Annotated in this window: 8 protein-coding genes and 1 pseudogene; 7 read left to right on the plus strand and 2 right to left on the minus strand. The window is 59.8% G+C overall.

Annotated elements, in window-relative coordinates; translation table 11 throughout:
* Positions 1-80 precede the first annotated feature (80 nt).
* From ACK4FJ_RS11935 to ACK4FJ_RS11965, 7 genes are all read left to right on the plus strand, one after another.
* On the plus strand, positions 81-1,016 hold the full coding sequence (locus tag ACK4FJ_RS11935) for a LysR family transcriptional regulator (RefSeq protein WP_409766695.1): 936 nt from the start codon (positions 81-83) through the stop codon (positions 1,014-1,016).
* A gap of 130 nt (positions 1,017-1,146) precedes the next feature.
* A complete protein-coding gene (gene hydA / locus ACK4FJ_RS11940; RefSeq protein WP_409766697.1) occupies positions 1,147-2,616 on the plus strand; it encodes a dihydropyrimidinase in 1,470 nt (489 codons plus the stop codon).
* A gap of 2 nt (positions 2,617-2,618) precedes the next feature.
* Entirely contained in the window at positions 2,619-3,569 is a 951-nt protein-coding gene (locus ACK4FJ_RS11945; RefSeq protein WP_409766699.1) for an N-carbamoyl-D-amino-acid hydrolase, read from the plus strand.
* A 45-nt stretch (positions 3,570-3,614) separates the two neighbouring features.
* Complete coding sequence (locus ACK4FJ_RS11950; RefSeq protein WP_409766700.1) at positions 3,615-4,460, plus strand: transporter substrate-binding domain-containing protein; 846 nt, start codon at positions 3,615-3,617, stop codon at positions 4,458-4,460.
* 37 nt (positions 4,461-4,497) lie between these two features.
* The gene (locus ACK4FJ_RS11955; RefSeq protein WP_409766702.1) at positions 4,498-5,247 is read left to right on the plus strand and encodes an amino acid ABC transporter ATP-binding protein; all 750 of its coding nucleotides are present in this window, start codon (positions 4,498-4,500) and stop codon (positions 5,245-5,247) included.
* A complete protein-coding gene (locus ACK4FJ_RS11960; RefSeq protein ID WP_409766705.1) occupies positions 5,247-5,927 on the plus strand; it encodes an amino acid ABC transporter permease in 681 nt (226 codons plus the stop codon). The genes ACK4FJ_RS11955 and ACK4FJ_RS11960 overlap by 1 nt, the downstream gene beginning before the upstream one ends.
* Position 5,928: 1 nt before the next feature.
* Entirely contained in the window at positions 5,929-6,603 is a 675-nt protein-coding gene (locus ACK4FJ_RS11965) for an amino acid ABC transporter permease (RefSeq protein ID WP_409766707.1), read from the plus strand.
* Positions 6,604-7,220: 617 nt separating this feature from the next.
* Here the strand turns inward: ACK4FJ_RS11965 and ACK4FJ_RS11970 are convergent.
* Both ACK4FJ_RS11970 and ACK4FJ_RS11975 read right to left on the minus strand, forming a co-directional pair.
* Positions 7,221-8,228, minus strand: a complete 1,008-nt coding sequence (locus tag ACK4FJ_RS11970) for a YeiH family protein (protein WP_409766709.1) — start codon at positions 8,226-8,228, stop codon at positions 7,221-7,223.
* Between the two features lie 20 nt (positions 8,229-8,248).
* Positions 8,249-8,385, minus strand: a pseudogene (locus tag ACK4FJ_RS11975) (ferredoxin--NADP reductase); the annotation flags it as partial.

Genomic DNA, 8,385 nt, shown 5'->3' on the forward strand with positions numbered 1-8,385 from the left:
CCCTTAACGCGATGTTATGGGATGGCCGCTTTTCGGTGCATCATGCGATGATCATAAGAAACGGCACATGGGAGGTCCGCATGTCCTTGAATCTCAGACAAATCGAAGTTTTCCGCGCCGTCATGAGCACTGGCTCGATCAGCGGCGCCTCAAAGGTGCTACATGTTTCGCAACCCGCCGTCAGCCGGCTGCTGTCCTATACCGAAACACGGGTGGGATTTCCGCTGTTCGAGCGTATCAAGGGCCGGCTTTATGCAACCCCAGAGGCGAAACGTCTGTTCCGCGAGGTGGATCATGTCTACCTCGGCGTGCAGCGCGTGAACGAAGTTGCGCATTCGCTGGCTGAACGGCGCCAGGGTGTGCTGCATGTGGTGTCGAGCCCAAGTATCGGCCATGTGCTGATTCCTCAGGCAATCGCCCGCCTCTGCGAGCGGTACACCGATGCCAGGGTTACCTTCAATTTCCTCAATTACGCGCCGCTACAGGATCGCCTGCTGAACCACCAGGCCGACATCGGCGTGATCAGCACGCCCATCGATCACCCGAATCTGGAGACCAAGCCGCTAGGGCAGAGCCCGGTCTGCTGCGTCTGCCCGGAGGACCATCCGTTGACGCGGAAAACCATGCTGACTTTGGCCGATCTGGCCGATTATCCGCTGATCGCCTATGACCGTGACACGCCCTATGGCCGCATGGTGGCGCAGATGTTCGAGCGCGCCGGCCTGCCGCTCAAAACCACCATCGAGGTCGGCTCGCCGCAGAGCGCCTGCGCCCTGGTGCAGGCCGGGGCCGGGGTGGCGCTGATTGACGAATTCTCGCTGCTCAACTGGCCGAATGGCCATCTGGTGTCGCGTCCCGTCATGGATGCACCGGTGATGATGGCGAACCTGGCCTTCCTGCGCTTCGAACCAATGTCGCAGCTGGCCCAATCCTTTGTGAAAATTCTCCGCAAGCTCATGGCCGCCAACGGATTTTCCCTGCAGGAAGAAATGCGCGAAGGGGCCCTGCGGCACTGATCATGCCGACATCGTCGCGCCCTTAACATCGTGTTAAGGGCGGATGACAAACCGGCATGCGACATTCTGGTGCTGCATTGCGAGAATTTCGTTGAAGCACTGTGTCTGACCAGCATCCGAGTGGACCGCAATGAGCGATTTTGATCTGGTGGTGCGCAATGGCCGCATCGCCACAGCGAGCGATGTATTCGAGTCCGATATCGCGGTCCGCGACGGTGTGATTGTTGCCATCGGCCAGGGCTGCGGCCCGGGGAAACGCGAAATCGATGCCGCCGGCCGCTGGGTTCTGCCCGGCGGCATAGACAGCCACTGCCATGTCGAACAGCTGTCCGGCATGGGCGTGATGTGCGCCGACGATTTCTATTCCGCCACGGTTTCGGCCGCCTTTGGCGGCACCACCACTATCATTCCCTTCGCGGCACAGCATCGCGACATGCAGATTCCGTCCGTGGTGGCGGATTACAGTAAACGTGCCGCCGAGAAGGCCGTGATCGACTATGGCTTCCACCTGATTCTCGCCAACCCGGACGATACCGCCTTGCAGACCGATCTGCCCAAGGCGATCCGCGACGGCATCACCTCGCTCAAGGTCTATATGACCTATGACAAGCTGAAGCTGGACGACCACCAGTTGCTGGATGTGCTCAGCGTGGCAGCCCGCGAGCAGGCGCTGGTAATGGTGCACGCGGAAAACCACGACATGATCCGCTGGCTGGCGCACCGCCTGCTGGAACAGGGCCATACCGCGCCGAAATACCACGCTGTGGCGCATGATCCGATCGCCGAGAGCGAGGCAACCAACCGCGCCATCGCCCTGTCGCGCCTGTTGGGCGTGCCGCTGCTGATCGTGCATGTGTCGGGGCAGGAAGCGATCCACACGATCCGCCGCGCCAAACAGCGCGGCGCCGCCGTCTATGCCGAAACCTGCCCGCAATACCTGTTCCTGACCCAGGACGACCTGGATCGCGAAGGATTGCAGGGCGCAATGTTCTGTTGCTCACCACCACCGCGCGACAAGGAATCGCAGGAAGCGGTCTGGGCTGGTATGAAGGATGGTACGCTTTATACCTACTCCTCCGACCATGCGCCCTACCGCTTCGATAAAAGCGGCAAGCTGCCCAAGGGTGACGCCACGACCTTTAAGGAAATGGCCAATGGCGTGCCAGGCCTGGAGCTGCGCCTGCCGCTGCTGTTCTCCGAGGGCGTGATGGCTGGCCGCATCAGCATTCAGGAATTCGTGGCGCTGACTGCAACCAACCACGCGCAGATGTATGGTTTGGGCGGACGCAAGGGCACGATTGCCGTTGGCGCCGATGCAGATCTCGGAATCTGGAATGACAGGCGTGAAGTCACCGTCACGGCATCGATGCTACACGACAATGTCGGCTACACGCCCTATGAAGGTCGCAAGCTGAAGGGCTGGCCCGAGATCGTGATCAATCGCGGCCGTGTCGTGGTCGAGAACAATGAGCTCAAGGTCGGACGCGGCTCGGGCCAGTTCCTGAAACGGAAGGCATCCGACATGCTGGCCAACCCCACCGGCATTTCGGCCGCCTTGGCGCGCCAGATGCTGCGCAATCTGGTCGGCATGGGGAGCTGAGGATGAGCACGCTCAAACGCCCCTACGGCATTGCCGTTGCCCAGCTTGGGCCCATTAACCTCGCCGACTCTCGCGCCGCTGTGGTCAAGCGACTGATCGAACTGCTGCGTGAGGCCAAAAGCCGTGGCGCGAAATTCGTGGTCTTTCCGGAACTCGCCCTCACTACATTCTTCCCCCGTTACTGGATGACCGAGGAAGAAGCCGTCGACCGTTTCTTCGAGCGCAGCATGCCCGGGCCGGAGACGAAGCCGCTATTCGATCTCGCCGCCGAATTCAAGATCGGCTTCTATCTCGGCTATGCCGAGCTGACGCCGGACGGGCGGCGCTTCAACACGGCGATCCTGGCCGACGAGAACGCGAAGATTGTCGGCCGGTATCGCAAGATCCATCTGCCTGGTCATTCGCATCATATTGAAACCGCACCCTTTCAGCACCTGGAGAAAAAATACTTCGAGGTTGGCAATGAAGGCTTCAAGGTTTGGGAAGCGTTGGGCACGCATATCGGCATGTGCATCTGCAACGATCGCCGCTGGGCCGAAACCTACCGCGTGATGGGATTGCAGAGCGCCGAGATCGTGGCGCTGGGTTACAATACGCCGAGCCTGAACATCCACTGGAACGAGCCGACGCATCTGCGCATGTTCCATCATCTGCTCTCCCTGCAGGGCAATGCCTATCAGAACGGAATCTGGGTGGCGGCGGCGGCGAAATGCGGAAAGGAAGATGGGTTTCACATGATTGGCGGCTCGGCCATCGTGGCGCCGACCGGCGAAATCACCGCTCAGGCACAGAGCGAGGAAGACGAACTGATCTTCACCAATGCCGACCTGGCCCTGGGCGAGACCTTCCGCGAACATGTCTTCAACTTCGCCAAGCATCGTCGCCCTGAACACTACCGGCTTATCGTCGATCGCACTGGCGCCGGAGCGCCGCTCGGCACGCCGCCGGACTGATCTGCCATTCCGATTTAATCCATCGATCCAACAGAGGGGGTAATCATGACGTCATTCAAAATGAAACTAGGGTTCGCGGCACTCGGCACCCTGATCCTGACCGCCGGGATGCCGGCCATGGCGCAGGCCCTGAAGACGGGCGTGGACGCCACTTTTGCTCCGCATGCGATGGTGAAGCTGGGCGGTGGCCTGCAGGGCTTCAATATCGAGCTGGGCGAAGAGCTGGCCAAGCGCATGGGCAAGAAGCTGGAGGTCGAGGGAACCGAGTTTTCCGGCCTCATCCCCGGTCTGAATGCCAAGAAGTATGATTTCGTCCTGGCACCCGTGACCGTTACCCCGGAACGCGCCAAGACAATGCTGTTCACCGAGGGTTACCTCAATACCGATTTCACCTTTGTGGAAAAGAAATCGGCACCGGGCATCAAGGCGCTGACCGACCTGAAAGGCAAGACAATCGCCGTCAACAAGGGTTCGGCCTACGAAAACTGGGCCCGCGACAATGCCGAGAAATACGGCTTCAAGTATGATGTCTATGGCAGCAACTCTGATGCCATCCAGGCGGTACAGTCCGGCCGCGCCGACGCCAATCTGGGCGGCAATACCGTATCGGCCTGGGCTGCGAAGCAGAACCCGGAAGTCAAGACGACCTACACCATCTCGACTGGTCTGGTCTGGGCTCTTGCCTTCCGTGGCGACGACAAGGCCGGCCGCGATGCCGCCTCGATGGCACTGAAATGCATGAAGAAGGACGGTTTCGTCGCCAAGACCGCCGAAAAGTGGTTCGGTTCCAAGCCCGGTCCGGATGCGGCGGCCGTAGTGATCGCACCGGGCCATGGCGTGCCGAACATGGAAGGCTACGACCCGACGCCGGTTACCCTGAAATGCTCGTAAGCCTTTCGGCGCGAAAGGTGCTTTTGCGATTGTCGATATGAGTACAACACCGATCCTGGAGCTCGTAGGCCTGCGCAAGGCCTACGGCTCTCTTGATGTCCTGCGCGGGATCGACCTGCGGGTCTTTCCCGGCGAGATGGTATGTGTCATCGGCCCGTCCGGTTCGGGCAAAAGCAGCATGCTGCGCTGCTGTAATCGGCTGGAGAGTTTCCAGGCCGGTCAGATCATGGTTGGCGAAACCGATATCAGCCGCCCCGATGTCGATATCAATGCCGTGCGACAGCATATCGGCATGGTCTTCCAGCAGTTCAATCTCTACCCGCATCTCACCGCACTCGGGAACGTCACGCTCGCTCTGCGCAAGGTGCAGGGCAAGTCGCGCACCGAGGCCGACAGACTCGGCATGGCTGCGCTTGAGCGCGTTGGCCTGGCCGACAAGGCCGGGGTCCATCCGGGCCAGCTTTCGGGTGGCCAACAGCAACGTGTTGGCATCGCGCGCGCCATCGTGTTGCAGCCAAAGATCATTCTGTTTGACGAACCGACCAGCGCGCTCGACCCCGAAACAGTGGGTGAGGTTCTGAAAGTGATGCGGGAGTTGCGTGAAAACGGCATGACCATGCTGGTAGTGACGCACGAAATGGGTTTCGCCCGCGCCGCCGCCGACCGCATCATTTTCATGGATGGCGGCGTGATCGTCGAACAGGGCACGCCTGCCGAGGTCTTCGGCGCCCCGCAGCACGAGCGCACCAAGGCTTTTCTGGCACGCTATACGAACGGCCATCAGTGATGGACGGCCTAGACCGCTTCCTGCATACCTTCTTCAATGCCGAGGTGGCGGCGCGCTACTGGCCGGATATCGTCGCCGGCATGGGTGTCACGGCCGGCGTCGGAGTATTGGTGACGCTGACCGGGCTGGCTCTTGGCCTTGCGCTGGCGATCCTGCGCGCCTTGCAGCAGCCGTGGCTGTCGCTGCCGATCATCGCTTTTGTCGATATCATGCGCGCCCTGCCCCCTCTGGTCGTTATCATTATCTTCTTCTTCGCTTTTCCACTGATCGGCCTCTCCATGTCCGCCCTGACCGCCACCTGGCTGTCGCTTTCACTGGTGCTGGGGGCCTATGCCGAAGAATGTATCTGGGGCGGCATGATCAGCCTGCCGCGCGGACAGTCAGAGGCGGCGCGCTCCACCGGCCTGACCTGGTGGCGGACCATGACTTCAGTGATTCTGCCGCAGGCCTTCCGCATCGCCGTACCCCCGCTCACCAACCGCGTTATTGCCGTGAGCAAGAATGTCGCGCTGGGCTCGGTGGTGGCATTGAGCGAGGTTCTGAACAACGCCCACTCCGCTACCAGCAACGCCGGAAACCCCACGCCCCTGACCATGGCGGCGGCGGCCTATCTGGTGATCTTCATCCCTGTGATTTTGACATCACGCCGCCTGGAGCGCGGCTGGCAGTGGCGGACGTGACATGGACGCCCTGCTGCGCAACTTCTTCAACATCGATGTCTTCCAGCAGGTCCTGCCCTTCCTGCTGCAGGGCCTATTGACCACCATCGGTCTGTCGCTGCTCGTGATACCGCTTGGGCTGGTCGGCGGCCTGTTCGTGGCGCTTGCCGCCACTCAGACCGAAAGCCGCCTGGTGCGCGCGCTGGTCGCGATTTATGTCGATGTTTTCCGTGCCCTGCCGCCGCTCGTGCTGCTGATCTTCATATATTTCGGTTTTCCGTTCTTGGGCATCGACATGCCCAAGCTGCTGGCGGTAGCGCTCGGTTTCCTGCTCAACAACGCCAGTTATTACGGCGAGATCTTCCGCGCCGGCCTCATGGCTGTGCCGCAGGGCCAGATGGAGGCGGCACGCTCCACCGGCCTGACGCGGCTGGGAGCACTGACCTGGGTGATCGTGCCGCAGGCGACACGCAACGTGTTGCCCGACCTGATCGGCAACAGCATTGAAGTGGTCAAGCTCACCACGCTGGCCAGTGTGGTAGCCCTACCCGAGTTGCTGCGCGTGGCCCGTGACGCGCAGTCTCTGCTGTACAATCCTTCACCGGTCGTCCTGGCTGCCCTGATCTATCTGACGCTGCTCTGGCCTCTGGTCCGCTGGCTCAGCCGGCTAGAACATAAAGGCATGATTTCACGTTGACACGTATAGCCGAATCCGAATCTCTCGCTCATTAGACGAAGCAGAACCAAAGGGCCTTTGCCCCTGTTGAAAAATACCTGGCTCGGTTCCGGCGGCTCAGCGTTTTAGTGCAAATTCTCCAGCTCGGACTGCAAACTGTCCAAAACTGACTGCACCCCAGAGCAGGTCTGGTCTGCAGGTAGCAATGCCCATTTTTGCAAAGTAAGTTCCTGAATTCTATCAGCCGTATGGATAGCGATGGATTCAGCCCAATGCACTTAGTTGTGCTCAAAGCTTTTTCCATTGCAGCCATCGATGCACAAATATTTCATCAGACAGGCGATATCCTATAAATCAGCACGGTGGGCTGAGAATCCAGATTTGGTAATTTTCATCGTCAGCCAGCAGTTGCTGGCACGGTCAGTTTCGACCAGACACATCGACAGGCGCCCACAGCAAAATTAAGGTCACATGGCACAAGGGATAGGCCAGAGCGTTTGGCTTGGGTCCTGTAGGAATACGCGCCGCATGGCGTTAAGTCGTAGCGACTTCCAGGCCTACAGCCTCATCGCTCTTATTAAGGCAGCGGTACATTCTGGTTATTTACGGATTGTCGATTCCGGTATTCGCAGGATGCCTCAACTGCTCAAGTGCAGTGTGGCGACGGCAAAGCCACCGATTGTAACTATTACCCAAGCAATAAATGCCAAAACCAGTGGCTGCCAGCCGCCGTCGATGACGTTCCTCAGGTTGGATTGAAGACCGATTGCCGCCAGCGATACCGCCAAGAGGAGGGCCGTTACCGCCTTCACGATGTCGAGAATATCAGGGGGGATCAGGCCCGTTGACGATACAACAACGCAGGCTGCGTAGCCGAAAACGAAACCCGGCATCCTTGCCCGCCTCCGGGATGAATAAGCCGAGCTTTCCGCAATCCATGCCAAGGTAAGGATTGCCGCCGGCAACATAAGAACACGCGACAGTTTCACGGCTATGGCCAACGCGGAGACATCCATGCCGCCGTAACTGGCAGCGGCAACAACCTGCGCGACCTCATGGATTGCGGCACCGGCCCAGACGGCATAGGCCTCATTTGTCAGGCCAAGGAATTGACCGGCAATCGGGAGGACAAGAACCGAAACCGTGCCGAAGATTGTGATGCAGGCCACAGCGAAAGCAACTCGCCGCTCGCCTTGCTGCAGCACTTGGTTGGCCGCCAGAATGGCGGAAGCACCGCAGATGGCAGACCCGATCGCAATCAGCAATCCAAGCCCAGCATCGAGCCCTATCACTCGTGTCATGACATGAACAAGTGTCAGCGTTGTCACGACCAAGAGCAACTGGGCCAACAGAACCGGCCAACCGATCGCGACCAGCCCTTCGACGTTCATCTGTAGTCCCAGTAGTACGACGGCAAATCTGAGCAAAGGTTTGGTCGCCACTTCCAGGCCAGGCCCTATATTCGCTGGAAGGCGGATGATGCTCGCGAGCACCATACCGCCGATGAAGGCAACGCTTCCCAGACCAAATATACCGTACGTCACGACCGCCTGTGTAATGTAGGCGGCTACAACGACCAAGGCGACACATAGCAGACCAGGCAAGACCCGCCATGTTTGTACCGCACCATTCTGCAATGTGGCCATCACTGTACCAGACGCCAGCCCTACTGTTCGACGAATGCCTTTTCGATCACGTATTCGCCGGCACCGGTGGTCGAGCCTTCCTGCCAGCCCAGGCCATCCAGCATCGTGCGCATGTCGGCCAGCATGCCGGGGCTGCCGCACAGCATGATGCGGTCGG

The sequence above is a fragment of the Ferrovibrio sp. genome (genome assembly GCF_046297595.1).
Classification (GTDB): domain Bacteria; phylum Pseudomonadota; class Alphaproteobacteria; order Ferrovibrionales; family Ferrovibrionaceae; genus Ferrovibrio.

Bases quoted from the DNA above. Each gene is read 5' to 3' on its own strand.
- ACK4FJ_RS11935 (WP_409766695.1), top strand. From the start codon at position 81: ATGTCCTTGAATCTCAGACAAATCGAAGTTTTCCGCGCCGTCATGAGC.
- hydA (WP_409766697.1), top strand. From the start codon at position 1,147: ATGAGCGATTTTGATCTGGTGGTGCGCAATGGCCGCATCGCCACAGCG.
- ACK4FJ_RS11945 (WP_409766699.1), top strand. From the start codon at position 2,619: ATGAGCACGCTCAAACGCCCCTACGGCATTGCCGTTGCCCAGCTTGGG.
- ACK4FJ_RS11950 (WP_409766700.1), top strand. From the start codon at position 3,615: ATGACGTCATTCAAAATGAAACTAGGGTTCGCGGCACTCGGCACCCTG.
- ACK4FJ_RS11955 (WP_409766702.1), top strand. From the start codon at position 4,498: ATGAGTACAACACCGATCCTGGAGCTCGTAGGCCTGCGCAAGGCCTAC.
- ACK4FJ_RS11960 (WP_409766705.1), top strand. From the start codon at position 5,247: ATGGACGGCCTAGACCGCTTCCTGCATACCTTCTTCAATGCCGAGGTG.
- ACK4FJ_RS11965 (WP_409766707.1), top strand. From the start codon at position 5,929: ATGGACGCCCTGCTGCGCAACTTCTTCAACATCGATGTCTTCCAGCAG.
- ACK4FJ_RS11970 (WP_409766709.1), bottom strand. From the start codon at position 8,228: ATGGCCACATTGCAGAATGGTGCGGTACAAACATGGCGGGTCTTGCCT.